This is a genomic window from Arthrobacter sp. E3 (genome assembly GCF_017353415.1).
In the GTDB taxonomy this organism is placed as follows: domain Bacteria; phylum Actinomycetota; class Actinomycetes; order Actinomycetales; family Micrococcaceae; genus Specibacter.
This window is the reverse complement of record NZ_JAFMPX010000009.1, coordinates 60969-86915: the sequence shown is the minus strand read 5'-3', so window position 1 is coordinate 86915 and position 25947 is coordinate 60969. Positions and strand designations below refer to the sequence as shown.

Genomic DNA, 25947 nt, shown 5'->3' with positions numbered 1-25947 from the left:
CTCTTTCACGTCATTCAAAAATTTCACAAGTGTTGCGGACGGTCGATGAATCGCGGACCAGTAGTTGCCATGGGAATGCCAACACAGTGGCGGGGGCATCCGGATGCTGTGCCCGATGCACCAGGAACTCAGCCAGACCTGAGAAAAAACCCACCGGGCCAACGGTGCTCAATGACGGAACCATGGCCTCGCCCTGGGTGGTGTTGCCAACGCCGAAAACTACAAGATCCTGCGGCACGGCGAGCCGTAGCCCTAGTGCCGCTTGGATGGCTGCGATGGCAGCAAAGTCAGAGGTGGCAAAGATGGCCGTTGGGGGGTCCGGTTGCTGCAACAACGCCAAGGTGGCCTGATAGGCACCCATTTCCTCACCTTCAAAAGGCGCAACATAATCGTTGCGGAATGCGAGACCGGCGCGTTTGAGACCTGCCAGGTACGCGCCATACCTGGGCGGGGCGGTGGTGCGCAGGCTGCGAGCCGGTGTCAGGCACGCAACTTTGTTACTACCGGCGGTCAAATGGTCCATGGCTTGATCCATGCTGTCTCCGGCAAGGGAACGGATCACATCAAAACCATCCGGCGCCAGCGTTTCACTGAACACCACCAGTTTGTTGCTCTTGGCCAATTTGGCCAGAAGTTGGGCGTCACCGGCCTCATCGGCGGCATCGATGAAGATGACGTCGGCCCCTTGGCGTTTGATCGCCGTGCGCCAGTCCGTGTCGGCAAGGATCATCGGCGTAATCCCGGCTGCAGCGACGGCGGCGCCCACGGCTTTGCTCACGGACAACGACCACGGGTCCGACAGCATGGTCAACGAGAGCATCATCAAATTCGACTTGCCGGTCCGGATGGTTCGTGCCGCTTGGTTGGGCCGGTAGCCTAGCCGAGTGGCGGCAGCGCGCACCCGCTCTGTGGTGGCCTCGGAAATGCCTGAACCCTTGCTTTTGGTCCGGCCAGCCAACACGTAGGAGACCGTTGCGGTGGAGACTCCCGCCTCTGCCGCCACAGTTTTGATGGTGGGCATGCTCATGCCAACCGCCTCCTTCTTCGTGTTGATGGGGTTGCCTGGCCGAGGGTTGCCGGCCCACCATAGCAGTGCGCCGGCAACCCTCGGGAGAAATGAACCGTTACTTTTTGACGGGCTGCAAAGTGAAGACGGGGGCTTCAGGGTTCAGGTCTGCAGCATATTCCTCACGGATTTTGTCGCCGCCTTCGGACTTCCAGCGCTTGAGGACGTCTGCGTGCTCGGAGACCTGGGCGCGGCCGGTGATGATGTCAATCGTCTTGTCCCGCACAATCTTGGTGATTTTCGGGCCGACCTTGGCATTGGTGTCGGAGTAGGAACCGTTCGTGGGGTTGCGCCACGCAAATTCGAGCAGTTGCTTCTCGGTCTCGTAAACGTACTTGGTCACGTCGGGGAAGCCGGGGTTGAAGTTCACCCGTTCCGGTGCGGTCATGATGTTCAACGCACTGACCACCCCGGGCAGATCCTTCAACCCTTCCTTGGTAAGGATCGGGTTGCCTTCAGCGTCAAAGTCGAAGTCCTTGCCAGCCTGACCGTAGTTCTTCATCAGGTACTCCTCAGTGCCAAAGGGCGCAGAGAGCCAGTTGACCAGCTCCAGCTGTTCCTTGATGCGCGCTTCGTCGGCCTTCTTGAACGCTGTGAATCCTACAGTTCCGTAGCCCATGTCATAGGTGGGCTTGATGGTGCCGTCGAAGCTGAAAGGCACCAGGATTTCGATGTCCGTTTTTGCATCCAACGCCTTGTAGCTGCCGAGGTCGCGCGGGCCGGATGTCACAACGGCGCCGAGGGAGCCGTTGATGATCTTGGCCTTGGTGTTCGTGACGTTGACGTCGGGGTAGAAGGCGCCAGCGGCAAAGAGCTTGGCGGCGTATTCCAGGCCGGCCACGTAGGCGTCCGTCTCATACAGGTGAGTCAGCGAGCGGTCAGCGTTGACGGCCCAGCCGTTGGGGGCGCCCAGCCATTCGGTGATCATGTGGAGCATGTTGATGTAGGCCGGTTCCAGGGCGTACTGCTTCTTGGCGGGATCGCTGAGTTCCTTGACCTTGTCGAAGAACTCGTCGGCGTTCTTGGGGTTCAGACCGCCCACCTTTTCCCACGTGGCCTTGTTGCCTACCATGACCTGGCCAAACGGCGTGCTGGGGATGGGGGCGCCCCAGATTTTTCCGTTGACGACGGCGGTGCGCCAGGAATCGGGCTTGAGTGCGGCCAGGTTGGGGTACTTCAGCACGGCGTCGCCGGAAAGGTGGGGGGTCAGGTCCTCGAACTTGGCTTCCAGCATCGGTCCGACGTTGGGGATGCCCTGGTTCGGTGGGATCCACATGAGGTCCGGCAGGGTGTCGCTGGCTAGGATCGTGGCAAATTTGGCGGGGTATCCGTCTCCGATGTCTTCAACAATCTGCATGTTGAACTCCCCTCCCAGCGAGGTGTTCAGGCGCTGCCAGAAGTCGTTGTCCGGCATGGCCGGTGCCATGACCTCGAACGTCTCGGACAGGACGCTGACAGGACCTGTCAAGGGTTTGGCCGTGGTCGAGGCAACGGGCTTGGGCATGGCGAGGAAGCCAGCTTCCAAACCATCTGAATTGCCTGCCAGTTCCGCAGTGACGGCAGTGAACTCCTTGTAGGTGGGCAGCGTTACCGTTTTGGAGGCGACAGCCCCACCGCTCTTTTCAGACTGGTTTCCGCACGCTGACAATGTTCCGCTGAGCGCCACGGCCGCGACGGAGATTCCGGCGAGGCCAAGGAAATTGCGGCGTGAAAATGCAACGCCGTTGCTGGAGCGTTTCATGATGAACCCATTTCTGTAGATGATGAAAAGTTGATGAAGCTTGTTTTTGCGTTGCTGTTGCTGCTCGACTTGGTGCCGGTCAGCCCTTGATGGCGCCGGTGATGACGCCCTTGTTGAAGTGCTTTTGAAGGAAGGGATAGACAAGCAGGATCGGCAGGAGCGCGATTACCACAATGGCCATCTGCATTGACTGCGGCGGCGGTGCGGACGTGACGCCAATGGCTTCAGCCATGGAGCCGCCCTGGACCACATAGTTGCGCAGCACCAGCTGTACCGGGTACAGGGTCTGGTCGTTGATGTACAGCATGGCGTTGAAGAATGCGTTCCAAAAACTCACCGCATAGAACAGCCCCACGACGGCGATGACAGCCTTGGAGAGCGGAAGGACAATCTTGCGCAGGATCATGAAGTCGCTGGCACCGTCGATCCGCGCCGCTTCAATGAGCTCAACGGGAATGTTCATGAAGAAGGAGCGCATCACCACGAAGTTGAAGGCGGCAAAGGTGCCTGGCAGAATCAGCGACCATACAGAGTTCAGCAGGCCCAGCTGCTTGACCATCAGGAACATCGGAATCAGCCCAGGGGCAAAGAGCAGGGTGAACAGGACCAACAGCAGCACAGGACGGCCGAACATGACCGGACGGCTCGTGGCATAGGCCATCGTGATCGTGACGAAGAGCGCCAGGAAGGTGCCCACCGCCGTGATGAAGGCGCTGACACCCAGTGCACGGAACATGAACTCACCGCTGAAGATCGCCTGGTAGGCGGCAAAGGTCGGGTGCGTGGGCCACAGCACGAATCCGCCGGCGGCGATGAGCTGGTCATCGTCGGCAATGGACGTGGAGACCACTAGGAGGATCGGGAGCACGATGGAAAGGGTGATTCCACCGATGATCACTGCCTTGATGGCGTTATAGAGCGGCGAAGCCGGTTCCTTCCACACGGGGCGGGAGGGGTTGAAGGTCAGGCCCTTGGCCTGGCGTTTGGCTGTTCGCCGTTCATGAATTGTCGTCGTCATGATTGTCTCCTGTTGCGGCATAGTCCTGGCGGGGGCCGGGAACTAGCCGACCTTCTTTTGAAAGATTCCGGGCTCGCCCATTTTGTGCGCGAACTTGTTGGCGGCAAAGATCAACAGTGCCCCAACGACGCCCTTGGCCAGTCCTGCGGCAGCGCCCATGCTCCAGCCGCCACCGACCACTCCGGCAAAGTACGTGAAGGTATCCAGCACTTCTGCGGCACCTGGCCCGACGGCGTCGTGCTGGAGGAGGAACTGTTCAAAGCCGACGCTGAGGATGTCGCCAATGCGCAGGATCAGCAGCAACACGATGATGGAGCGCAGGCCCGGAAGCGTGATGTGCCACATACGACGCCACCGTCCGGCACCGTCCGCAGCGGCTGCTTCGTAAAGCGAGCCGTCAATGGCGGCCAGGGAAGCCAGGAAGATGATCATGGCCCACCCTGCGTCCTTCCAGACCAGCTGGATGGTGGCCAGCAGGGGGAAGGTGTCCGGGTTCGTCATGAACGGGATGGTGTCCAGACCCAGATCGCGCAGTGAGTTGTTGACCAGTCCCGCCCCGCCCAGCACCTGCTGGAACAAGGCGATGACCAAAACCCATGACAGGAAGTGCGGCAGGTAGACCAGTGATTGGAACCAGCGGCGGATCCTGGTACTGATCAGTGAGTCGACAATCAGGGCCAGGCCCAACGGTACGGGGAAGAACAGCAGCAGCTGCCACACAGCCAGCACGATGGTGTTGCGCAATGCCACCCAGAAATCCGGGTTGAAGTAGAGATCGAAGAAGTTCTGCACGCCCACCCAGTCGCTGCCGGTGATGCCCAGGAACGGCTGGTAGTCCTGAAAGGCGATGACGTTGCCCAGGATGGGGATGTAAAAGAACAGGGCCAGGAAAATGACGCCGGGAATCATCATCAGCAGCATCTGCTTGTCACGGCGCAGCCTGAGCTTCCACGAGACTGCGCGGACTGCAATACCGTCGTGATGGGCAGGCTTTTTTGAGCGCTGTTTACGGCTCGGCGCCTTGGTGGGGCCAGTCGGTTGGCTGGTCGGCTCAACGGCTGCTTGAAGCTGCTTCACCGGCTCCTGTTGGGTCTGGCTCATCGACTCTCCTGATTCGTTTCCACGGTGTTCCCCCGACATCCTCGCCTTGGCCCGTGTTCTGGGCCAGCTGGTCGGTTAACGGTTTAACAAACATAAGTGTCACAGATCACTTCTGCAATCTACTGATGGGTATTGTTTTGAATTGAGCCAAATGGACAGGGCTCGGGAGGTAATTCGAACATCTTGGGCTGTTCAGGCAGCAAAAAGCCCCCGTTTGCGCTTTAGACGCCCGATGGACGGGACACTGAAAGCACAAACGGGGGCTGGGTCGCTACAAGCTGGGTCGCTACAAGCCTGAGCGCAGCGGGCTGGTGTCAGCCCTCCACGCCGAGCGTCTTCAGGATCAACTCGCGCACACGGCCAGCGTCGGCCTGTCCGCGGGTCACCTTCATGACGCCGCCCACAATGGCTCCCACGGCCTGAACCTTGCCGCCACGGATCTTATCCGCCACGTCGGGCTGGGCCGCCAAGGCTTCATCGATGGCCTTCTGCAGGGCACCGTCGTCGGACACCACGGCCAGCCCGCGCTTCTGCACGACTTCTGCCGGTGTGCCTTCGCCTTCAAGGACGCCGTCCAGCACCTTGCGAGCCAGCTTGTCATTGATGGAGCCTGCGGCGATCAGCTTTTCAATCTCCACCACGACGGCGGGCGTGACGCCCAGCGCGGCGGGATCGACGTCGGCCAGCTTGGCGCGGCGGGCAATCTCGCCCATCCACCACTTGCGCGCCGCTGCCGCAGAAGCACCGGCGGCAATGGTTTCCTCGATTTCGCCCATGAGGCCGGCATTGACCACATCGCGGAATTCCAGATCCGAATAGCCCCAGTCGGCCTGCAGTCGCTTGCGGCGCTCGGCTGGCGGCTCGGGTAGGGTGGCGCGCAGCTCCTCGACCCATTCGGCCGTGGTCACGATGGGCACCAGGTCGGGCTCCGGGAAGTAGCGGTAGTCGTCGGCGTCGGACTTGGGGCGCCCCGACGTCGTCGACTTCGTGTCTTCATGCCAGTGCCGGGTTTCCTGGATGATCTTCACTCCGGAGTCGAGAACGGCAGCGTGGCGCTGGATCTCAAACTTCACCGCATTCTCGACGGCGCGCAGGGAGTTCACGTTCTTCGTCTCGGTGCGGGTGCCAAACTTTTCCTGACCGTAGGGGCGCAGGGAGACGTTCGCATCGCAACGGACGTTGCCGCGCTCCATCTTGGCGTCGGAAACGCCGAGGTTCTTCACAATTTCACGCACGGCCGCAACGTAAGCCTTGGCCAGCTCGGGGGCGCGTGAACCGGCGCCTTCGATGGGCTTGGTGACGATCTCCACCAGCGGCACACCGGAGCGGTTGTAGTCCACGAGGGAGAAGTCGGCGCCCTGGATGCGGCCGGTGGCGCCACCCATGTGGGTGAGCTTTCCGGCGTCCTCCTCCATATGGGCGCGCTCGATCTCAACATGGAAAACCGTGCCGTCCTCAAGCTCAATGTCCAGCCAGCCGTCGTAACAGATCGGGTCCTCGTACTGGGAAGTCTGGAAGTTCTTCGGAGTGTCCGGGTAGAAGTACTGCTTGCGGGCAAAGGTGCAGTGTTCGGCAATCTTGCAGTTCAGCGCCAGCCCGATCAGGATCGAGGATTCCACCGCCTTTTTGTTCACCACCGGCAGCACTCCGGGCAGGCCCAGGCACACTTCGTTGACGTTGGAGTTGGGCGTATCGCCGAAGACGTTGGGGGCCGAGGAGAACATCTTCGTCTTCGTGTTCAACTCAACGTGAACCTCAAAGCCCAGGACGGGGTCGTACTTTTCCATGGCTTCTTCGAAGCTCAAAATGGTCTCGGTGCTCATTAGTTAGCCTCCTTGGCTGCAGCAGCGGTCTTGACAAGCTCGGCCAGCGCCGGCGCCTTGTCCAGGATAGGACCGCCCCACTGGGCTTCCAACAGGGATTCCAGCACGGCTCCCACACGGTACAGGCGGGCGTCCTCGCGGGCGGGTGCCAGCAGCTGGATACCGACAGGCAGACCGTCTTCATCGGCCAAGCCTCCCGGCAGGGTCAGCCCGGGCACGCCGGCCAGGTTCGCCGGGATGGTGGCAATGTCGTTCAGGTACATCGACAGCGGGTCGTGGATCTTCTCGCCCAACTTGAACGCCGTCACCGGCGATGTCGGGGAAATCAGCACGTCCACCTGTGCGAAGGCCGCGGCGAAGTCGTTCTGGATCAGCGTGCGCACCTTCTGGGCCGAGCCGTAGTAGGCGTCGTAGTAGCCGGCACTCAGCGCGTAGGTGCCCAGGATGATGCGGCGCTTGACCTCGTCACCGAAGCCGGCGGCGCGGGTGGCGCTCATGACGCGCTCAATGGTGAGCGGGCCCTCGGCGGGCAGGGTGCGCATGCCGAAGCGGACGCCGTCGTATTTGGCCAGGTTGGAGGAAGCCTCCGACGGCATGATCAGGTAGTAGGCACCGAGTGCGTAGCGGAAGTTCGGGCAGGAGACCTCGACGATTTCGGCGCCGGCGCTGCGCAGCAGTTCCACGGACTCGTTGAAGCGTTTTTCAACGCCGGTCTGGAAGCCTTCGCCGTGCAGTTCCTTGATGACGCCGACCTTCATGCCCTTCACGTTGCCCACACGGGCAGCGGCGACGAGGCCGGTGGAGGGGTCGGTCAGTGACGTGGAGTCGAGGGGGTCGTAGCCGCCGATGACTTCCTGCAGCAATGCGGAGTCCAAAACGGTGCGCGAAACTGGGCCGATCTGATCCAGTGAGGATGCCATGGCGATGGCGCCGTAGCGCGAAACGGCACCGTACGTTGGCTTCACGCCAACGGTTCCCGTGACGGCTCCGGGCTGGCGGATGGAACCACCGGTATCCGTGCCCAAGGCCAGCGGGGCTTCGAACGCTGCCACAGCGGCAGCGGAACCGCCGCCCGAACCGCCGGGGATCCGGTCAAGGTCCCAGGGGTTGCGGGTGGGGCCGTAGGCGGAGTGCTCGGTGGAGGAACCCATGGCGAACTCGTCCAGGTTCGTCTTGCCCAGCAACGGCATCCGAGCGGCGCGCAGCTTTTTCACCACGGTGGCGTCGTAGGGGCTCATCCAGCCCTCGAGGATCTTGGAGGCAGCCGTGGTGGGCTGGCCCTTTGTGACGATCAGGTCCTTGACGGCGATCGGCACACCGGCCAGCTCATGCAACTCTTCCCCGGCAGCGCGGCGAGCATCGACGTCGGCCGCGACGGCGAGCGCTTCGTCGGTGTTCACGTGCAGGAATGCGTGGACGCCGCGCGCTCCGCCGTCGACCTCGGCAATACGGTCAAGGTGCGCCTGCGTCAGTTCGACGGCGGACACCTCCTTGGCGGCCAGCTTGGCGGCCATGGCGGACGCGCTTGAACGAATCAGTTCGTTGGCAGTCATGGTTTAGCTTTCCTCCAAAATTGCGGGCACCTTGAAACGGCCGGAGGCGGCATCCGGGGCGCCGGAGAGCGCTTCTTCCACTGTGAGCACGTGGCCCACCACATCTTCGCGCATGACGTTCGTCAGCGGAATCGGGTGTGAGGTGGCGGGAACGTCATCCCCTGCAGCCTCGCTGACGCTCTTGATCGAATCCACAATCACTGCCAGTTCAGTGGCCATGCGGTCCAGTTCGTCGTCGCTCATCTCGATGTGAGCCAGTTGCGCCAGATGCGCCACCTCGTCACGGTTGATCGCAGCCATGGATCTCCCCTATATGAAAAAGAATATTTGTGTCGTTACTAGCTTAGTCGCCTCAGCCAGGGTCAAATCCCGCCTGCGTTTAGAGCGGGTTCTTCGCCCCTGCGCGCCCACACCCGGGACTTGTGGGCGGACAAGGCAAGCAGCACCAGAATGTCTAGCGGGAGGCCGAACACGTTGGTGGTCAGTGTGGTGGACTCGCCGCTGAAGAAGGCAAATGCTGCAATGGCCACGAGCAGGCCACTGTAGGCCATCGACGCTATCCTGGCCCAGTTGCTTCCGCGGAACACACCAATGGCAAGCAGCAGGTAGGCGGCCACACCCACGGCCCCCACCACGATGACGATGATGCGCACCACCGTCAATATTTGCTCATCCGCAGTGGTCAGGGACACGCCAGCGTCTTCGAGAAGTCCTGGCCACTGCGTGACAATCATGGCCACCGTCACCAGTCCCACCACCACGCGGATGGCCATCTGGACCACCCCCAAGGCTGTGGATGCGGGGCGCCGGCGTGCCAGTGCGGCCCTTCGCGCAGCCAGATTCGGGCCCAGTGGGTTTCCGTCGGCCGCAATGGTGACATGTCCGACGTCGACCACGGGCAGGTTGCCGTCGGTTTCGATCGAGTCCCCGCCGCCGTTGCGTGAGTGGTAGCCGGTGGCGAAATCCTCGATCACCCGCACCTCGATCCCGGGGCCACCCGACTTGAGTGTTTCCACGATGTGGTCCCGCTCCCTGTCAGTGTCGGCGTCGATCTTGTGCGTGATCTGCAAGGTGAAAAGTGAAAAGCCCACGGCCCGGTCAAAGGTCCCCGCAGCCAGCCAGTCGGCCCCATGCCCGCCCGGAAGCAGCCAACCATCCGGGCAACGCCAGAACCGCACATGGTGTCGCTTGGCCGGATTGCCCGCCACTTCCTGCTGGTAGGCGAGGTCCTGTTGATGGCCAAACAACAGCAGCGGGCTGACCGGTGCCTCGTCGTAGCTTCGCCTGAAGAGGGTGGAGGTGATGATGCGGCGGCTTGAGGCAAAAGTCACCGGATCCGCCCGAATCCAGCCGGACCGGGTCATGGCCTCATGCAGCTGGGTTTCACTGCCGACAATGGCAAGGTTGATGGGATCACCGAGCAGACCATCGCTGGTCCGGGCCCGGCCAATGAAGTAGTCCGGAACGTAGATGGACGTCAGAATGCGGTGGAGGCGAGGCAGCACCAAATAGGCCAGAACCACCCAGAACAGGACGAAGAACAAAATCACGGTCCAGCCCCAGACGAATCCTTCGGACAGGACCAGCCACGCCAGCCACACTGCTGCGAGGCCGCTGAAAGCGAAGGCAATGTTGTCCACCACCGCATTGATGGAACGCCGCCGCCCAGTCTCGGGATTCCGCGGCTTCTTGATCATCGCCGGCGATCCTTGGAATCGAAAGGTGAGGGGGTGCGCATGTGGCCATCATAGTGCCGGGCTGCACTCCCCTACCTGCCAGGTTCCGCTTCGACAGCTTTTACAACGCCATTCGGTAGACGCGGAGCATCTTGCCATTTTCCGGGATCGGCCAATCGCGCGAAGGAACCCGCGAGAAGCCAAGCTTGCGGTATAGTGCGTGCGCCGCCTGCCAGTCATCCCCGGTGGTGAGGCTGACTGCTTGAATGCCAGCATCTGCACGGGCCCTCTCTAAAATCCAGGACACCATGGCACGCCCGGCACCGCTTCGCTGCACCTTCGGATCCACCACCAGAAGACGGAATTCCAGTTCATCGGCCAAGGCGATGTCAGCCCACTCGTCACCGAAGACTGCCAGTGTGGCCGAGCCGATGACCATTCCCTCACGCTCGGCCACGATGATGTGTGCCGCTGCCGCACGCTCCCCCACCCGCATGATCTTTTGCATATAGGGGTATTCGACACTGTCAAAATACCCGGCGCCAAGGTAGGCGTCTGCTGTGATTCGCGCAACGGCGTCGTAGTCTGCTGTGGTGATGGCTCGAACTGCAATGCTCATGCGCGTAGGGGGTCCTCAGGCTGTGAATCAGATGTTTATTCAGTGCCTATTATGCCTGCCCACCGTCTTGGTTGCCTGTGAACAACTTCCCCAGCTCTACTCCCTTGGGCACGCCGAGCCCCGTGCAGGCGTCCCAACCGGGTGTGGCGTTGTAGCTGCCGTTGTTTCCATTGGTGATGTCGCGGAACCCCGGCGCAGCCTGACCCGGTGCCGCGTTGGCGTAAAGGACCGGGTGCAGCAGGCCCAGCCCGTGCCCGGCTGATTGGGCCAGGCGAGCAATGAGCGCCGCCCACAGCGGAGCGACGGCGCTGGTGCCGCCAATGACCATGTCCTGGCCGTCGACCCGTACTTGGTATCCGGTTTGCGGGTCGGCTACTGCTGCCACGTCGGGCACTCCACGGCCGGTAGGAATTTGGAGCGGCTTTGTTCCAGCCGAAACTCTCACATGTTGCTGCCAGGTGGGGAGTGGAAAAGCGTCGCTGACACCTCCGCCGGTGGCTGAATTGGTGGCGTCATTCCACACCACCTCCGAGGACACATGCCCGGTGGCCGGGTTGGCCAAAAGCCGTGTCCCCCCGCACGACAGCGCATGTGGACTGGAGGCCGGAAAATCAGCGTGGTTTCGCCCGTCAGCGGTCGCATCGGCGCTGCCATTGTCACCGGCGGCAACAGTGACGGACACACCCAGCAGGGCGGCGTCCACAAAGGCGCTGTCCATCGTTTGGCGTGCCTGCTCCGTCCACTCATCCTCACTTTGGCCCCAGCTGACGCTGATGACCGCCGGTGTGGGCGTGTCGTGGGTGGCCTGGACTATTGCGTCTGCAAAACCGGCATCCGTGTTAGGGGCAAAGTACACCTTGATGGCGGCACCGGGCGCCAACGCACCGACCACCTGGATGTCCAAGAGCACCTCCCCGTCGGCACCTTGCGGATCCTGGCCGGGTACATTCACAGCCCCGTCCACACTGACGGCGGTGACGGTGGGACTGGTGATGCCAAGACCGGCAAAGTAGGCGTCCAAGTCGCCTTGGTCAAACCCGCCGCCAAGTTCAATGATCGCCACGGTTTGACCCGACCCGTCCGCACCCTCGGGAAACTCATAGATCACCCCGAGCTGCGGCGGCGTGTAACTTATCGAAGCGGAGGCTGCTGGCGAGATGTGAAACTGAGTCCGTGCCTGCGCCCTGTTATCCAGGCCCAGCACTGCAGTAACCACCCCCTCCAGTGCGGCGGGCACACTCAAACCGCCAGTCCTGTGCCGGTAGGTTCCGGAACTGTTGGTGCCCGGATCCGCCGCGAGTTCCAGCGTGGTCCCGAAGATGCCGGCCAGGAGCCCGGCCGGACCACGGACCCGCAACCTGCGCTTGGCCGCATTGGCCTCTGTTATGGTGACGCCAAGGCCTTCCAATGTCTCCTTGACCAGATCCATGTCCTCGTTGCTGGCCCCATACTCGGCCAGCAGGCCGGGGGCTGTTCCGCCTGCGAGCGCACTGTCCGGGACGGCACTCCTGCGGCGTACGAACACACTTACTTCAAGCGGCTCTTCCCGGAGTGCCTCGGGACGCTCCTGCCTTGCTGCGGGCGGGGCGAGCACAAAATTTCTTGCGGGTTCGCGCTCACTTCCTGGCAGCGGGACCAGATCCGGCAGTTTGACCTGTTTGTTCGCACTGGCGCCATTGTCCATGCCTGTATTCATGTCCCTCACCGTTCCATGCTTATGCAGCCAATGCGCCTGTGGGGCGCCTTAGGGCTGATGATACGAGCCTTCTGTGGAGGGCACAATGAGTTGACTGCGCCCCTCACGGCTGGGTTTCTCAGCTGGTGCCGTCGGCAAGAGTGGGGCCGCTGTCCGCAGTGCGTGCAGCACTGGCTACGATGTCCTTGATTTCATCCGTTTCAAACCCGGAGTGGACGGCCCAGATGTAGGTCACGATGCCCACGAGTAGTTCCACGCCCATGCCCCAGGGGAACTTGAATATGGGATCGTCAAGCGGGCCGTAGACACCCAGGTAGCCGACTAGCATTGACGCCAACAGGAGCCAGATCAGCCACCACGTGGCGTTGACATGCCGGCGTCCCACGGCATTGCTGAACAGCCACACGGCACCACAGAATGCCAACACAAGCACGCAGAACACCACGTAATAGACAACAAACGGCCAAGCGCCAGGGCGCGCTCCGTTGCCGCCGGTCAGCACCCATCCGCTGACCGTGGACATCCAAATCCACAGGACAAAGAACACGACGCTGAGGATGCCGCTGATGACCGGACGGATCCAACCGCTCTTCCACGCGTAGTAGGCCGTGAAGAACGGCAACCCGATGAAAGTTGCGGTAATGACATTGGTCAGCGTTGAAAAGCCGCTCCAGTACAGAATCAACACGGCTGCCAGGAAGGAAATCGGTGACCAGAAATGGAAGGCACGAAGCCGGAATGGCCGCTCGAGGGCCGCGGCGGTCTTCCGGAGCACCGGCAGTCCAACACCGCCCATGATGTAGGTCAGCACGGCTGCGGAGCTGATGAAACCGACAAGCTGGTACCAGCTGGGCGCGGGGACGAAGAACACACAGCCAACAACAGCCGAGACCAGCAGTGCCAGCCACGGAATTCCGAAGCGGTTACTGACAGTGAATTTACGTGGCACGTTCCGGTGCACGCCCAGGCCGTAGCCGGTGCGGGCGCCGGTGCCCAGGTAGACCCACCCGGTAGCCATCGGGGAGATGGCGGCGTCGATGAGCAGGAACGTGCCCAGGGCTGCCAACGCGGCAAGGTTGGCGGAGTCAAGGGCGTGGAACAGCGGCCCGTCCGCCCATCCACCGGTTGTCAGCTTGTCCCATTGGCCGCCTTGCAGCCCCATGTCCTTCCAGTTGATGGCACCGATGAACGCAACCTGCAACAAGGTGTAGATGACGGCCGGAATGGCAATGGACCCGATGGTCGCCAAGGGCACATTGCGCTGGGGGTTGCGCACTTCCCCGCCATAGTCCAAAGCTTGGCGGAAACCCAACAGGGAAAAGATGATGCCGGTGGTGGCAATGGCGTGGAAGATCGGTGGCACGCCCAGTGGGGCAAAGCCGCCGTAGGAAGTGAAGTTGCTGCCGTTGAGGATGAAGAACAGGAAAATAAACGTCAGGGTCGGCAGGGCGATCTTCCACAGGGTGACCCACCGGTTGGATTCAGCAAGGAACCTGGCACCAAAGAAGTTCAAGATGAAGAAGACGGCCATCAGGATGAAACCGCTTACGATCCCTTGTGGCCAGCTCAGCAGTTGCACGCCGTCCACGGTGGTCAGGAACCCCGTTTCAGGGAACCTGCCGCCAAGGTACGTGAGCGTGGCTTCAGCTTCGATGGGTGGGATAGACACTACCGACAGCCAGTACGCCCAGCCGATGATCCAGCCGGAGAACGCGCCATGGCTCAGGAACGTGTACCGCACAATGGCCCCGGAACGGGGCAGCATTGCGCCTAGTTCCAGATAGGTCAGGGCGATGAGAAAAACCAGAACAGAGGCGATGATCCAAGAAAGAATGGCCGCCGGTCCGGCGACTCCGGCGGCTGCCAACACTCCAAAAAGCCAGCCGGATCCAATTTGGGCGCTTACTCCCAGTAACAATAATTGCGTCAGGGACAAATTTCGTTTGAGGCCGCTGTCCGCAGATTCGAAGGTCCCGCGCTCTTCACTATGAGCGATGGTCATGGTCAACACTTCCTTGTGTATGACTTCAATCGGTTGTTTTCAGCGTACGCCCGCTTTCCCCGGACAAGGAGGGTAGGAAGCATAAAAACTGCTAATCATGCGGTGTGGCGCGCAAAAATACCCCAAGTATCCGCTATTGTGCACACCTCAACAGCAGAAATTACTGCCACCGAGGTGGTGCCGAGCCAAATCCGCTGGCCGGAATGCTCGTTCCCACAGTGACGGCGCCTATCACCGCCGCGGACGGCAGCCTCCGCCCTGCGCACCGTGCCACCCAGCCGATCCTGCCACGCCTTGACGGCCGCCGCGGTACACAGATAGCCGGTGGCGTGGTCAAGTGCCTGAACCGGAAGCGGGAACGGTTTTCGCCCCCAAAGTGTTCCCTTCCCGCGTCCGCTATTCCACAACTCATTTGCACCAGCGAATCAAACCCGCGGCGATTCGCCCATGGGCCGCCCCAGCCGTAAGCATCAAGCCCAATGTCAATGAGCCACGGATAGTCCCTCCGCAGCACCGCCTCCGACAACCCGAACTTGTCCAGGGCATCGGGCCGGTAGCCGTGAATGAAGATATCGGCCCCGGCCAGCAACTCTCGAAGCGTGCCCAGCGCTGCCGCATCCCCCAAATCGAGGTGCGCACAGTGTTTGCCCACCGTCATCTCCGCCTCAAGCCCCTGCTCCTGCCAGCCGGGCGGGTCAATCCGCAGCACTTCCGCTCCGTACATGGCCAGGAACCGGGTCGCGACAGGTCCGGCAATGACCCCCGTCAGATCCAACACCCGCACACCCTCCAACGGTCGTGCCGCAGTGGCGAGGCTTGCGCGGGCCCGGGTTCCGGCGTCGTCCATTCCTGCCGAACGCGACGCACCCCAGTGGACAAGGGGTTCAGCTGCCACCGCCTGCCCTTGCGGATGTTTGTACCACTGTTGCAAGGACCGCATGAGGGCCGCGCAACCATTCGCGGCAACCACCTCCACTTCCAGCGCTTCCCCACTCCAACGTACGACGGCGCCAGCCACCTCCAGGCGGTCGGCGCCCGCTTCCAGCCCTAAGACTTCCAGGGCGGCGGCGCGATGGTGAGCCGCATTCGTATGCAGCCGAATCCAACCATCCGTGCAACGGTAGTCCCCCGCAATGGCGTCCCACACCGTCGGCAATTCCCAACCAACAGGGGTGAAAGAGAGCCCAAACCACAGGGACGCCAAGTTCCGGTCGACCGTTATCTCTGCGATCGGGGCTCCGTGGTGGGTGGCCAGTTGGGCAATGGCAGTGGCGGCGTCGGCCATGGAAGCAACCGCCATCCCCGTCACATCAAAGGCGGAGGGAAGAGCTGCATCCCCTGTCACCTGCACATTGGCGGGTACGTCGAAGGCACCCTTGCTGACGTCCATGGCAATACGGTACACCCGCAGCCGGACTGGGAACGCGGCTGTCCGGAGCCTTTCAGTTCACTGCGCGATCCATACTGCAGCTGATGTGGCTGTTGACGCTCAGCACCCGCATCAGCGGCAGTATGAAATTGTTCGTTGGCGACGAACCCACCTCTGCTGCAGTATCAGCGAGTCCGAATCTGTGGACAACTTCATGCTGTGGATATCTCCGGACAGGATTTCGATTTTCGGCCCAGACTGATTTCATGACTGCTCGATCAAGGCTTCCCGGGAAACTGGCCCGCCAGTCCTTCACTTACCGCGAAGGGCTCCTGGCGGGCGTCTCGGTGAGCCGAATGCGGGCAAGTGACCTGAGCGTTCCAAGCAGGGGGATACGGGTACCCCAAGAAGCCGGCCAACCACTGCTTGACCGGGTGCGGCCGTACACCAGCCTGGGCTTGGACAATTGGGTCTCCCATGTCACTGCAGCACAAATCCACGAAATGCCGCTGCCGTGGTTTGCCGAGGAAAGCAGAACACTTCACTTGTCCCGCGTACCCGGCAGCGCCCATTCCCGTCGGCGCGGGGTGGCCGGACATTGCATCAATCTGACCAGCAGCGACATCGTGTGGATCGAGGGAGTACCCCTGACAAGCCCGGCAAGGACGTTCCTGGATTTGGCCACCATACTGAGCCTCGACGACTTGGTGGCCGTAGCCGACCACTTGATCTGTGAGCATGACCGGCACTTTGGACCTTCCAAATGTGCCATCATCCCCGAGGAACAGCTGCGGGCCTACATTGGCGGCTTTCGCCATATGCCGGGACTGGTGAAGGCCAAAAGGGCGCTCGAACTCATGCGGGTTGGCGTGGACTCCCCTCCCGAAACACGGCTCCGATTGATCTTGCACCGTTCAGGACTCCCTGAATTTTTGCCGAACTGCAAGATTGCCGGGGGTGCTGGTGAATTCGATGTTGGGCCCGACCTGGCCTGCAAGGAATACAAGGTGTGCGGCGAATACGAAGGTGAAATCCACCAGACCACCGAGAAACAACTCCACGACCGCAACCGGGACGAGCGCACCCGCATCCGAGGATGGGTGCAGGTCAAGGTCTACAACGCCGACATGAAACGCGGCGATGCCCACGTCGTGGCAATGTTTGAGGCGTCACTTCGGCAACAAGGATGGCGCTCAAAGCCCTAGCCTGTCCATTGGCCGACAAATATACTGCAGCTCCTGCGGGTCAGCGTGTGGAAGCCAGATTTGCACTGCAGCTCCTGCGGGTCCCAGCGCCGAACACCCACCGGAGCTGCAGTACGAAACCCGGGGCCGGCGGGTAAACGCCGCACCTACTCCGCCGGGGCGAAGTTTCCTTCCATGCCGGGCACGCAGGCGCCCGTCCACACCGAAAGGACCTCTTCGCGGCTGGGCAGGCCATTGATGGCAGGACTCAGCTCCGGCCGGTGCACCCAGGCGCCCGCTTCCTCCGCAATCAGCGCTGCGGCGGCAAAGTCGTGCTCAAACAGACCGTATTCCAGGTAGCCGTCCACCCCGCCTTCGGCCACAGCACACAATTCAAGGGCTGCCGAGCCCAGGCGGCGGAAGTCCCCGAAGTGATCCATGCGCCCATTCAGCTCGGACACCAAGCGGCGCCGGAGCGCCGCGTCATTCGCCACTGCCGTGGCCAGCAGCGTCCCGCCCCGGGATTCGGTGGGGCCATGCAGCGCGCGCAGCGACTGAACACCGTCCGCACGGGTTTCATCCAACCACGCACCACCACCACGGGTGGCGAAGTACACCCTGCGCAGCGCCGGTGCGTTGACCACCCCGGCCAGCCATTGTCCGTCCGGCCCGGCCACGGCCACCGACGTGCAGTGGTAGGCGATGTTGCGGATGAAGTTCATGGTTCCGTCCAGCGGGTCAATGCTCCACCTGTATCCCGATGGCTCGGCCGGTAATTCCGGGGCCAGTTCCTCGCCCGTGATCACATCATGCGGGCGGGCGTCCCCGATCACGGCACGTACGGCATTCTCGGCAGCCACGTCAAAGGCCGTGACCCAGTCCGCGTCCGAGGATTTCTCCGTCGCGGCAAAACTGCCAGGGTCGCGTGCAGCGAGCACAGCGGCTCCTTCGGCAGCAGCTCGCAGGGCAACTTCGAGCAGTTCATCAACAGTGACGGCAGCGGGGGGCATGATGTTCCTTTGATTGGGGCTTACGAGTCGGTTTCTTGCACAGCAGTTTCCACTGCGACGGTTTCTTGCACGACGGTTTCTTGCACGGCGGGTTCCGCCGCGGCGAACGCCGCGGGCCCGGCGGTGAGCAACAGTTGGAACGCTTCTTCATCCAGTACGGGGATACCCAACGCTTCAGCCTTGTCGAGTTTAGTGCCGGCAGCTTCGCCAGCCACCACGTAGGACGTGTTTTTGGAGACGGAGCCTGCCGCCTTGCCGCCGCGGGTGATGATCGCTTCCTTCGCCTCGTCACGGCTGAGCGTGGGCAGCGTTCCCGTCACCACAATTGTCAGCCCTTCAAGGGTGCGCGGCGCGGATTCGTCCACGGCATCCGCCATGAGCACACCTGATTTCGCCCACGCGTCAACGATTTCCTGGTGCCAGTCAATGCCAAACCATTCAATGAGTTCCTCGGCAATGATGGCCCCCACACCGTCCACCTCGGCCAGCTGCTCGCGCGCATCTGGCGCTTTCAACGCTTGCTGGATGGCGGCCATGCTGGAGTACCGCGTGGCTAGGGCGCGCGAGGCCGTGGGCCCAACATGCCTGATGGACAGCGCCACAAGCACCCGCCACAGCGGCGCCGACTTCGCCTTTTCCAGCTCGTCGTACAGATCTGTGGTCGTCTTCTTGGGCGCCGAGGGCTTCTTGGCAGTGGGTTTGCTGTAGAAGTAGGGCACCAGCTCAAACTCGCCTGTCCCCTCAAACTTGCCGGTTTCCTTGTTCTTGGCCCGCTTCTCCCGCCATACTACGACGCCGGACAGGTCCAGTTGGGCGATGTTGAAGACTTGCGCTTCACTCGTCAAAGGCCCGGGACCGGCAGGAGCACTGATGCCGCCGTTCCCTGCGGGGTCGGGGCCCGGACCGGTGGTCAACGCCATGGCGGCCTCGTAGCCCAGCGATTCAATGTCAAAGCCGCCGCGGCCGGCCAAATGCGCCACCCGCTCGGTGAGCTGGGCAGGACAGGACTGGGTGTTGGGGCAGCGGATGTCGATGTCACCGTCCTTGGCCGGGGCCAGTTCGGTCCCGCACGACGGGCAATACGTGGGCATGATGAACTCCCGTACGGGCGGATCCTGCTTCTCCCGCAAGGCCATGACCGGCCCCACAATCTCAGGGATCACATCCCCGGCTTTGCGCAGCACCACGATGTCGCCAATCAGCACACCCTTGGCCTTGACAACGTCTTGGTTGTGCAAGGTGGCCATTGTCACCACGGAGCCGGCCACCTTGACAGGTTCCATGACCCCATAGGGGGTGACACGACCGGTCCGGCCCACGTTGACACGAATGTCGATGAGCTTCGTGTTCACTTCCTCGGGCGGGTACTTGTACGCCACGGACCAGCGCGGTACCCGTGAGGTGTGGCCGAGTTCGCGTTGGGTGGCAAGGTCGTCCACCTTGACCACAATGCCATCAATTTCGTGCACCACATCATGGCGGTGCTCACCGAAGTACTCAATGAACTCCATGACCTCCGGCAGCGTGTCCAGCACCTTGTAGTAAGGGCTGATGGGCATGCCCCACGACTTCAACAGTTCATAGGTTGCGGACTGCGTCGCCGTGGACAACCCCTCCCGCGCACCAATGCCGTGCACAAACATGCTCAGCGGCCGCTGGGCTGTTACTGCAGGATCCTTTTGCCGCAGTGAGCCCGCCGCCGAATTCCGTGGGTTCGCAAAGGGTGCCTTGCCCGCAGCGACCATGTGTTCATTCAGGATGGCAAAGTCCTTCGAGGCGATGAACACCTCGCCGCGGATCTCCACTTCGGTGGGAAAATTGCTGCCGTGTAGGCGCTGTGGAATGTCCTTGATGGTGGCCACATTGTGCGTGATGTCCTCGCCGGTGGTGCCGTCCCCGCGCGTGGCGGCCCGCACCAGTACGCCGTCGCGGTACAGCAAGTTCACGGCCAGGCCGTCGATCTTCAGCTCCGTCAACCACTGCGGAGCCTTCCCGCCCCGGTTTTCCACCGAGGCCGCAGCCTTGCGCAGCCACGCTTCCAGCTCCTCCAGCGAGAAGACGTCCTCCAGCGAGTACATTCGCGCAAGATGTTCGACGGCGGCAAACGCCACCGAGACATCCCCGCCTACCTGCTGGGTGGGGGAATCGCCGCTGACCAGTTCAGGATGCAGCGCCTCCAGCGTCTCCAGCTCGCTATACAGCAGGTCGAACTCTGCGTCGGAGACCAGGGGCGCGTCATCGTTGTAGTAGGCCGCCCGGTATTTTTGGATCAAGTCCACGAGGACGCCGTAGCGTTCACGGTCCGCGTCGTTGGGAATGGGCTGGTTTTCTGCTGGCTCGTAGCTCACGCTACTATCTTGCCCCATGAACGCCTGCACCACTGCACGGCTTCCTGCACAAACAAAAAACGCAGGTTTCCGCCCCCAAGGTGGAAACCTGCATCTTCTTTGCTGATCCAGCGCGTTGATCCAGCAAGTGGATCTAGCGTGAAGCGGTGATCTGCTCGTTCATCTGCTTGTTCACAACGGTCTTCACGTTGCCCAGGTCGGCGATGACGCGAGCCAGTGCCTTCTTGGACATCGGCCATTCGGTGCCCTTGAAGCGCTTGGCGTCAGGACCTTCCCAGAGAACCGAGCTGGCCTTGCTGTCAAGAGTTGACATGACCTGGGTGATCTGGTCAATGGCATTGCCAAGTTTGGAAGCCAAATCGGCCATGTCCTGGGGATCGCTACCGAGCATACCGGCCATGATCCACATCCTTAATTCGTAGAAATTTGCGGGCTTTGCCGCTCTTGTTTCGCCATGTCCGGGAAGTCCCGGCCAAGCGACTGATAAGAATCTATCGTGCCTTCGCCAACACCGTCGATGGGGACAACTCCCCCATCGGATTGTGACGGGCAAATTTGTTGGTTGGGAGCCCTAGCGTTCGTGGTCCATGGTGCTTGCCACTTGCAGTTTGAACGCCTTGCCCCGGCCCACCACATAGCCGCGGCCCGGGATGAATTTGTTGTTGCTGACCCTCCCCAGCGACGTGTTCATCAAGTTGTCCCCTTCAATGTCACCCGGGTTCATGAGCAGCCCCCGGCGGCCTGCCTTGAACAGTCCGGCGATGTTCCAGGCCCCTGACCACGTGGAGGTTTCCCCTTCACCCACCACGAACAAGTTGGCTTTGACGGCTGCCTTGATCAGCGTGACCAAGTCCATTTCCGCCTCCGAGTCGGCGAACTCCGTCACTCCTTCAATGAAGAAGGCAACAGCCTGGCTTTCGCTTTCCACCAATTCGATGAAGCGCTGCAGCTCAGGCTCCAACTCCCCCGCGGTTACAATCGACTCGTCCCACACGTTCAAGTTGGCGATGGCCGAGCGGCGCGAGCCGAAGTACACACGCCGGGTACCCGGCGTCGAACGTTTCAGCGCTTCAGCCAGCGTGACAAGTGCGGTGGTGCGGCCCGAGGACGGCGGCCCGGTGAGCATGAGCGCACCGGTGGCGTTCAGGCCGGCCGGTTCCAGGTTGTAGTCGTCAACCCCGATGATCACGTTGCCGGCGGAGGCAGCGGGGAGCACATTCAGGTCCAGGTTCTCGGGCAGGGATTCGATCCTCGGGGCGGCCTTGACCCCCTGACGGCGCAGCGATTCGGCCAGGCTTTCCACCTGCCTGGCCTGCAATGCCAGGTTGGAGGTACCACCAAAAACGGCGATCTGCACTTCGCCGCCGTCGATCATGCCGCGTCCGGGCGGGGAGGCCGGGGTCAGCACGTCGCGCGGCAGGCCCAGGTTGGAGTAGTCGTCCGTGGTGGCCAGCCGGAACACGAGCAGTCGCTGCACCGAGGACGCCAACGACGCCGGAAGCGACTTCGGGCTGTCACCGGCAATGACAATGTGCACACCCATGGGACGGCCGTCGGTGGCGATTTGCTGCAGCGTTTCGAACTGGTTCATGCCCGTGCGGAATTCGTAGAGTTCACGGAACGTGGCCAGCCCGTCCACCATGACGATGATGCGCGGCTCGTCCGGTTTGTTGGCGAGGCGGCGGTATTCGGCGATGGTGCTGGCCTTGACCTGGGCGAAGCTTTCGGCGCGTTCTTCAATGATGCCGCGGACGTAGCGCAGCAGCCGGCCCACGCGTTCGCCGTCCTCGGCGTTGATGATGCCGCCCACGTGTGGGAGTGCTTCGAGCATCTGCAGACCGTTGGAGGCGGCGTCGATCCCGTACACCTGCACCGGCCCGCCGCGCGGGGTGATCGCGGCGGCGATGGCAATGGTGCGCAGCGCCGCCGACTTGCCCGAACCGCTGGCGCCCAGGATGGCCATGTTGCCGTCCTTATCCGGTTCAAAGAACACGGTGGGTTGTGCCTGGTGTTCGGGGTCGTCCATGACGCCTAGCAACAGCTGCTCGTCCGTGCGTTGTCCGGGCAGCTTGGAGAAGTCGTAAATGCCGGACAGCTCGCTCAACCACGGCTTGCGCGGCGGCTTGACGCCCAGTTCCACGGCGGCCAGCGAAATGTTGTCCACAACCTTGGAGACGTCATTCGGCCCCGCCGATTCCTCCACAGGGGCAGCCGCCAGCTCCTGCTCCCACGCCGCACCGGAGCCAAAGTCCATTTCCACAATGTCGATGCGGGGGCGTTGCGGTGTGCGGGTAGTCCAGCCACCGGCGTAGCCCGTCTGGAAGCCCTGGATGCGCCCAGGGCCGGTTTTCGCCGCGCCGCGCCCCGGAATGGACGGGCTGAAGTATGCCGCTGTGTCTTCGCCGAGAATGTCCTTGGAGTCGTCCACGTCGGCCATGCGCAAGGCAATGCGCATGTTGGTGTTGGCGCGCAGGCTGTCCTTGATGACGCCGGAGGGCCGCTGCGTGGCAAGAATCAGGTGCAGGCCCAGGGAACGGCCGCGGGCGGCGACATCCACCACCCCGTCCACGAATTCCGGGACTTCCTTTGCGAGGGCGGCAAACTCATCCACCACAATGATCAACGACGGCGGAGCCTCGGGATCCGCTTCCCGCTCCATGGCAAGCAGGTCCTTGGCTTTTTTACGGTTGAGCAGGTGCTCGCGGTGGTGCAGTTCCGCTCGCAGGGACGTCAGTGCGCGGCGCACCAAGTGCGGGGAAAGATCCGTCACCAGGCCCACGGTGTGCGGGAGCTTGACGCAGTCGGCAAAGGCGGCGCCACCCTTATAGTCCACAAACAGGAAGGAGAGCCTGTCCGGGCTGTAGGCGGCAGCCATGCCCAGCACCCAAGCCTGCAGGAACTCGGATTTGCCAGCACCGGTGGTGCCACCCACCAAGGCATGCGGCCCTTCAGTTTTCAAGTCGAGATACATGGGTTCAACACCCTTGGAACCGACCAGGGCGCGCAGTGAGCCCTGGTGTTTGCGGTTCTTCACGGCGCGGGAGGAGACGGAGTTGTTTTCCAGCCAGCGGTCGGCGATGCCCGTGGTGCCTTCCACCAGGTCATGCCCGGCCAGTGCCACGTAGGAGACGCTGCGGGGAAGGTCGGAGTCGTCATCAACCGGTTTCCCGGCGTCCACCACAGGTGCCAGCATACGGGCCAGTTGGGCGGCCAGTTCGGCGCTGACACTCTCGCAGCTGACGGGGTAGGTCAGCTGGCCCAGGCGGACCTGGCCGGTGGTGGCTGTTTCGGCAACGTGGACAAAGTCGCGGCAGGGTGCCGGCAAGGCTTCGACGGATCCGGCCACCCACAAAACATGCACGCCCACATCGGCGCCATGCTCCACCAACCGGGTCAGCCGCGCACGGTCAACCTTGACGTCGTCTTCAATGATGACCAGCAGGGACGGCGTGGACGGCGCGGGAATTTCGAGTTTGGCCGCGTCAAGTGCACCGCGATGGGCTGCCCCATGGGCGCTCATGTTGGCGCCGCGGGACAACAGCAGTTCCTCCAGGGCTGCCAAGAGCACACCCCCGGCGCCGTGGCCGGACGCCAGATGATCCCCCGCCAGCGGTGAGTGCACCGACCCCACGTGCGGGAGCCACTGCAACCATTCCCAGCGTTCCTTGGACTCGGCGGAGGTGATGGCCGCAACAGCCAGCTCAGCCGGGGAATGCAATCCCACAGCCTGCAGCACCAGGGCTCGGGCGACGTCGTCCACCACACCGCGCGGACCCGCCACACCCAGGGCACCACTGGTACGCAATTGCGCCACGACAGGCACGGCGTCAATGTCGGTGAATTCAGTCTTGATGTCCTGAATCTCGGCCATGTACTCGGGCAGGGTGTTGTTCTCGTTGGATACCTTGACAGGCGTGCGTGAGGGCTGACGGCCCACCCCGAGCCGCAGTGACAGGAACGATTTGTGTTCCGGCCGGTGCGTCCACATCATTGGACCGAGCTTATAAATGGCGTCCACGGTCTCAGCCGTGGACGGGCTCTCTGCCAGTCGCACGGCCCGCTCCACCTGTTGGCGGGCCGTCATTTGCCGGCGGAATTCCGTGACCGCTCCACGGAACTGGATCACGGCGTCCTTCGTCTCGCGCTTGATATTCGCTTTTTGGTCCATCCAGCTGCCGATCATCATCATCGGCATCATGGCTATGAACACGATGCTGAACACGCTTTTCGTGACAGCGAACATCACAGCACCCATGAGGATCGGGGCGATCATCATCACGAGCGGGAAGCGTTCACGCCGCGGCCGCTGCGGTCCTGAGGGAAGGGTTTGTTCCTCCACCTTGAAGTGGGGCACCACTCGCGGGGAGCGGTTGAACTCCACCAACGGGCTGCTGGGCCCCGATTGCGCGCCGCGGCCCAGGCTCACAATGGAAAGCGTGGTTTCGCCCAAGGTCACCTCGTCGTAGGAGCCCAGGACGGCACGCGAGATCTGGGTGCCTTCCATCATGAGTCCGTTGGCGGAGCCGGTATCCGAGATTTCAATCGTGTCCCCGACCGTGATGCGTGCGTGGCGTTTGGACGTCATGGGGTCGCTGAGGCGCACGTCAACGTCAAAGTCGCGGCCCACATAGCTGGTGCCCTGGGGCAGCGCGAATTCCTTGCCTGTGTCAGGTCCGGCAATGATGCGCACAGTGGCGGCGGCCGGGCCGCGGTCCTGATGCGGCACCGCGAAGGATTCGCTGACCTGTGTCAAGGACACCGTGGCGCCAGGGCGCAGCCCCGATTCCAGCAGGTTGCCATCCGGCGGAAGCGTGCCGCCACGCACGCCACCCACCACGGACTCCTCCACCAACAGCGAAAGGTTTTTCGGCGCTTGGGCTCCCTTGCGGGAAGGATCCGACAAATACAGCTCGGTGGCGATGTCCCCCACCGAGGCCAGGCCGTCTACTGTGACGGCCAGGTTCTTGTCCTCCTGCGGTTCACGCCTAAGCGTCAGCCTGATCCTCATTCATCGTCCGTTCCGCGTTGTGAATCCAGCAGGGGGAGGTCATCCGGAGTGACGAGGTGGGAGGTGACGGCATGCTCCACCAAGCGTGCACGCCTGTTCGTGGCGAGCTTTCCGCCACCGCCGCGCAGGCCAACAACACCGACCCGGTCGAGTTTGTCGCACACATTGTCCAGCTTCCGGTTGAAGCGTGTGAGTGCCCAGCCGAGGCGCTTGGCAGCCTGCGCCGAGGACGGAATGGAGCTGAAGCCGGTTCCGCCGCGGCGCAGCATGGGCTCCGACAGTGCCACAATGAGCGCCTTCTGCGACGGAGTGAACACAACGGGCCCAATGGTGGTTGAACCGGCCGAGTCGTCCTCCCTGCTTTGGGACATGAATGAGGGAGCCGCAAGGTGTACGGAAAATTCGTACGTGGTGGGCCCGGCCGTGAAGATCACGTTCGTCTGACTGAACACCAAGGGAATGCGGGCACCGGGCGCCATCCACGCCTGCATGCCCCCGGCAGCGTCGGCAATGGTGGCCGAGAGCATGGTGCCAGCATTTGTCAGCCACCAAATGCCGTCGTACTTGCTCACCTCAAGGAATTTCCTGTGCAGGTAGGGGTTGTCGTCAACCTCTATGTCACCTTCACGGCCAATGCTGAAAATGGTCTCCGGCGACGGCTCGTACCATTCGCCACAAAAATCAATAGTCAATTCAGCCATGACGGCAACCCCCTAGTTTGCATGCTGTTTCT

18 protein-coding genes are annotated in these 25947 nt (G+C 62.2%); 1 reads left to right on the top strand and 17 read right to left on the bottom strand.

Annotated features, from left to right (window positions below):
* Positions 1-10: 10 nt before the first annotated feature.
* The 12 genes from JMA46_RS06225 to JMA46_RS06170 form a co-directional block, all read right to left on the bottom strand.
* Positions 11-1027 carry a LacI family DNA-binding transcriptional regulator gene (locus tag JMA46_RS06225; protein ID WP_207344463.1) on the bottom strand — a complete coding sequence of 339 codons (1017 nt, stop codon included), beginning with the start codon at positions 1025-1027 and terminating at the stop codon, positions 11-13.
* A gap of 97 nt (positions 1028-1124) precedes the next feature.
* Complete coding sequence (locus JMA46_RS06220; RefSeq protein WP_207344462.1) at positions 1125-2807, bottom strand: twin-arginine translocation signal domain-containing protein; 1683 nt, start codon at positions 2805-2807, stop codon at positions 1125-1127.
* Between the two features lie 79 nt (positions 2808-2886).
* Positions 2887-3825, bottom strand: coding sequence for a carbohydrate ABC transporter permease (locus JMA46_RS06215; RefSeq protein WP_207344461.1), 939 nt, complete (start codon positions 3823-3825; stop codon positions 2887-2889).
* Positions 3826-3867: 42 nt separating this feature from the next.
* On the bottom strand, positions 3868-4746 hold the full coding sequence (locus tag JMA46_RS06210; RefSeq protein ID WP_247647101.1) for an ABC transporter permease subunit: 879 nt from the start codon (positions 4744-4746) through the stop codon (positions 3868-3870).
* A 494-nt stretch (positions 4747-5240) separates the two neighbouring features.
* Positions 5241-6749, bottom strand: coding sequence for an Asp-tRNA(Asn)/Glu-tRNA(Gln) amidotransferase subunit GatB (gatB, locus tag JMA46_RS06205; RefSeq protein ID WP_207344459.1), 1509 nt, complete (start codon positions 6747-6749; stop codon positions 5241-5243).
* Positions 6749-8302 carry an Asp-tRNA(Asn)/Glu-tRNA(Gln) amidotransferase subunit GatA gene (gatA, locus tag JMA46_RS06200; RefSeq protein WP_207344458.1) on the bottom strand — a complete coding sequence of 518 codons (1554 nt, stop codon included), beginning with the start codon at positions 8300-8302 and terminating at the stop codon, positions 6749-6751. Before gatA ends, gatB begins: the two co-directional genes overlap by 1 nt.
* 3 nt (positions 8303-8305) lie before the next feature.
* Positions 8306-8602 carry an Asp-tRNA(Asn)/Glu-tRNA(Gln) amidotransferase subunit GatC gene (gene gatC / locus JMA46_RS06195; RefSeq protein ID WP_207344457.1) on the bottom strand — a complete coding sequence of 99 codons (297 nt, stop codon included), beginning with the start codon at positions 8600-8602 and terminating at the stop codon, positions 8306-8308.
* Positions 8603-8664: 62 nt separating this feature from the next.
* The gene (locus tag JMA46_RS06190; protein ID WP_207344456.1) at positions 8665-9999 is read right to left on the bottom strand and encodes an LssY C-terminal domain-containing protein; all 1335 of its coding nucleotides are present in this window, start codon (positions 9997-9999) and stop codon (positions 8665-8667) included.
* A 100-nt stretch (positions 10000-10099) separates the two neighbouring features.
* Positions 10100-10597 (bottom strand): GNAT family N-acetyltransferase, encoded by a 498-nt coding sequence (locus JMA46_RS06185; protein ID WP_207344455.1) that lies wholly within the window; start codon positions 10595-10597, stop codon positions 10100-10102.
* A gap of 49 nt (positions 10598-10646) precedes the next feature.
* On the bottom strand, positions 10647-12293 hold the full coding sequence (locus JMA46_RS06180) for a S53 family peptidase (RefSeq protein WP_247647096.1): 1647 nt from the start codon (positions 12291-12293) through the stop codon (positions 10647-10649).
* Between the two features lie 118 nt (positions 12294-12411).
* A complete protein-coding gene (locus tag JMA46_RS06175) occupies positions 12412-14295 on the bottom strand; it encodes an APC family permease (protein WP_207344454.1) in 1884 nt (627 codons plus the stop codon).
* A 160-nt stretch (positions 14296-14455) separates the two neighbouring features.
* The gene (locus JMA46_RS06170) at positions 14456-15685 is read right to left on the bottom strand and encodes a CoA transferase (protein WP_207344453.1); all 1230 of its coding nucleotides are present in this window, start codon (positions 15683-15685) and stop codon (positions 14456-14458) included.
* A 245-nt stretch (positions 15686-15930) separates the two neighbouring features.
* Between JMA46_RS06170 and JMA46_RS17115 the strand changes: the two genes are divergently transcribed.
* Entirely contained in the window at positions 15931-16869 is a 939-nt protein-coding gene (locus JMA46_RS17115) for a hypothetical protein (RefSeq protein WP_247647095.1), read from the top strand.
* Between the two features lie 146 nt (positions 16870-17015).
* Here the strand turns inward: JMA46_RS17115 and JMA46_RS06160 are convergent, their stop codons facing one another.
* The 5 genes from JMA46_RS06160 to JMA46_RS06140 all read right to left on the bottom strand — a co-directional run bounded on the left by JMA46_RS06160 (position 17016) and on the right by JMA46_RS06140 (position 25915).
* On the bottom strand, positions 17016-17858 hold the full coding sequence (locus JMA46_RS06160; RefSeq protein ID WP_207344452.1) for an inositol monophosphatase family protein: 843 nt from the start codon (positions 17856-17858) through the stop codon (positions 17016-17018).
* Between the two features lie 20 nt (positions 17859-17878).
* Entirely contained in the window at positions 17879-20224 is a 2346-nt protein-coding gene (ligA, locus tag JMA46_RS06155; protein ID WP_207344451.1) for an NAD-dependent DNA ligase LigA, read from the bottom strand.
* Between the two features lie 115 nt (positions 20225-20339).
* Positions 20340-20606 (bottom strand): hypothetical protein, encoded by a 267-nt coding sequence (locus JMA46_RS06150; protein WP_207343673.1) that lies wholly within the window; start codon positions 20604-20606, stop codon positions 20340-20342.
* Positions 20607-20777: 171 nt separating this feature from the next.
* Positions 20778-25214: an FtsK/SpoIIIE domain-containing protein gene (locus JMA46_RS06145; protein WP_207344450.1), complete on the bottom strand. Its 4437-nt coding sequence runs from the start codon at positions 25212-25214 to the stop codon at positions 20778-20780.
* Positions 25211-25915 carry a hypothetical protein gene (locus JMA46_RS06140; protein WP_207344449.1) on the bottom strand — a complete coding sequence of 235 codons (705 nt, stop codon included), beginning with the start codon at positions 25913-25915 and terminating at the stop codon, positions 25211-25213. The genes JMA46_RS06145 and JMA46_RS06140 overlap by 4 nt, the downstream gene beginning before the upstream one ends.
* Between the last annotated feature and the right edge of the window lie 32 nt (positions 25916-25947).

What these genes read in the sequence shown, in the direction of transcription:
- JMA46_RS06225 (WP_207344463.1), bottom strand. Translation starts at nt 1,027, where the DNA reads ATGAGCATGCCCACCATCAAAACTGTGGCGGCAGAGGCGGGAGTCTCC.
- JMA46_RS06220 (WP_207344462.1), bottom strand. Translation starts at nt 2,807, where the DNA reads ATGAAACGCTCCAGCAACGGCGTTGCATTTTCACGCCGCAATTTCCTT.
- JMA46_RS06215 (WP_207344461.1), bottom strand. Translation starts at nt 3,825, where the DNA reads ATGACGACGACAATTCATGAACGGCGAACAGCCAAACGCCAGGCCAAG.
- JMA46_RS06210 (WP_247647101.1), bottom strand. Translation starts at nt 4,746, where the DNA reads ATGCTGCTGATGATGATTCCCGGCGTCATTTTCCTGGCCCTGTTCTTT.
- gatB (WP_207344459.1), bottom strand. Translation starts at nt 6,749, where the DNA reads ATGAGCACCGAGACCATTTTGAGCTTCGAAGAAGCCATGGAAAAGTAC.
- gatA (WP_207344458.1), bottom strand. Translation starts at nt 8,302, where the DNA reads ATGACTGCCAACGAACTGATTCGTTCAAGCGCGTCCGCCATGGCCGCC.
- gatC (WP_207344457.1), bottom strand. Translation starts at nt 8,602, where the DNA reads ATGGCTGCGATCAACCGTGACGAGGTGGCGCATCTGGCGCAACTGGCT.
- JMA46_RS06190 (WP_207344456.1), bottom strand. Translation starts at nt 9,999, where the DNA reads ATGATCAAGAAGCCGCGGAATCCCGAGACTGGGCGGCGGCGTTCCATC.
- JMA46_RS06185 (WP_207344455.1), bottom strand. Translation starts at nt 10,597, where the DNA reads ATGAGCATTGCAGTTCGAGCCATCACCACAGCAGACTACGACGCCGTT.
- JMA46_RS06180 (WP_247647096.1), bottom strand. Translation starts at nt 12,293, where the DNA reads ATGAATACAGGCATGGACAATGGCGCCAGTGCGAACAAACAGGTCAAA.
- JMA46_RS06175 (WP_207344454.1), bottom strand. Translation starts at nt 14,295, where the DNA reads ATGACCATCGCTCATAGTGAAGAGCGCGGGACCTTCGAATCTGCGGAC.
- JMA46_RS06170 (WP_207344453.1), bottom strand. Translation starts at nt 15,685, where the DNA reads ATGGACGTCAGCAAGGGTGCCTTCGACGTACCCGCCAATGTGCAGGTG.
- JMA46_RS17115 (WP_247647095.1), top strand. Translation starts at nt 15,931, where the DNA reads ATGACTGCTCGATCAAGGCTTCCCGGGAAACTGGCCCGCCAGTCCTTC.
- JMA46_RS06160 (WP_207344452.1), bottom strand. Translation starts at nt 17,858, where the DNA reads ATGCCCCCCGCTGCCGTCACTGTTGATGAACTGCTCGAAGTTGCCCTG.
- ligA (WP_207344451.1), bottom strand. Translation starts at nt 20,224, where the DNA reads ATGGGGCAAGATAGTAGCGTGAGCTACGAGCCAGCAGAAAACCAGCCC.
- JMA46_RS06150 (WP_207343673.1), bottom strand. Translation starts at nt 20,606, where the DNA reads ATGGCCGGTATGCTCGGTAGCGATCCCCAGGACATGGCCGATTTGGCT.
- JMA46_RS06145 (WP_207344450.1), bottom strand. Translation starts at nt 25,214, where the DNA reads ATGAGGATCAGGCTGACGCTTAGGCGTGAACCGCAGGAGGACAAGAAC.
- JMA46_RS06140 (WP_207344449.1), bottom strand. Translation starts at nt 25,915, where the DNA reads ATGGCTGAATTGACTATTGATTTTTGTGGCGAATGGTACGAGCCGTCG.